Here is a 764-nt window from a genome sequence, read left to right as displayed (position 1 = left end):
CATGGACGAGCCGATGGCGAAGAACATGAGCTTTCAGCGGGAATATGCGGAACCCTACGACTGGGTTGCCCAGCAGTTCAAAGATTGGGCCTTTACGCTGACCACCGCCATTTTGTACTACAATGACTATGATTCTATTGACGAGGACGCACGGGGGCTGTATCGCAAGGCCATGGCTGCGTTCGGCGGGATTGCCCCCAGCTACCACATTGAGCTGCTGAATAAGCCCACCATTTACTGGGATTTTCACTCCCTGCTGCTGGGTATCCAGATGATGTTCAGCTTTATGCTGGTGGACAATGACCAGCCCCTGCGCCTGTGCAAGCACTGTCAGAAGGTATTCCTGGGCAGCCGGTCCAACGCCGCCTTTTGCAGCCCACGGTGCAAAAACCAGTACAATGTCTACAAGAGCCGGGGAAAGAACCGGGCGGATGGAGGTGACGAGGAATGAGTGAGGAACAGGGGCTGACCCCGTATGAAACCAGAGAAATTCTCTTTTACAAGACCGAAAACGGAGAAGTGCGGGTGGAAATCCTGCTCTTTCAGGAAAATCTCTGGCTGACGCAGGCAAAAATGGCAGAGCTGTTTGAGGTACAGAAAGCGGCCATTTCCAAGCATCTGAAAAACATTTTTGAATCCGGCGAACTGAGCGAGAATTCAGTTGTTTCCAAAATGGAAACAACTGCGGCGGACGGAAAACGGTATCAGACCAACTATTATAATCTGGATGCCATTATCGCTGTGGGGTATCGGGTGAACTCCAA

1 protein-coding gene and 1 pseudogene are annotated in these 764 nt (G+C 51.7%); both read left to right on the top strand.

Annotated features, from left to right (window positions below; translation table 11 throughout):
* Positions 1-451 (top strand): annotated as a pseudogene (locus tag H7U37_RS15080) (hypothetical protein); the annotation flags it as partial.
* On the top strand, positions 448-764 hold a 317-nt coding region (gene rhuM / locus H7U37_RS15075), incomplete at its 3' end, for a RhuM family protein (RefSeq protein ID WP_204876977.1). The pseudogene H7U37_RS15080 and the gene rhuM, both read left to right, overlap by 4 nt.

It is taken from the genome of Pseudoflavonifractor phocaeensis, from assembly GCF_016901735.1.
Lineage (GTDB): Bacteria > Bacillota > Clostridia > Oscillospirales > Oscillospiraceae > Pseudoflavonifractor_A.
The sequence above is the reverse complement of the archived record's forward strand: the minus strand, read 5'-3'. Positions and strand labels throughout refer to the sequence as shown.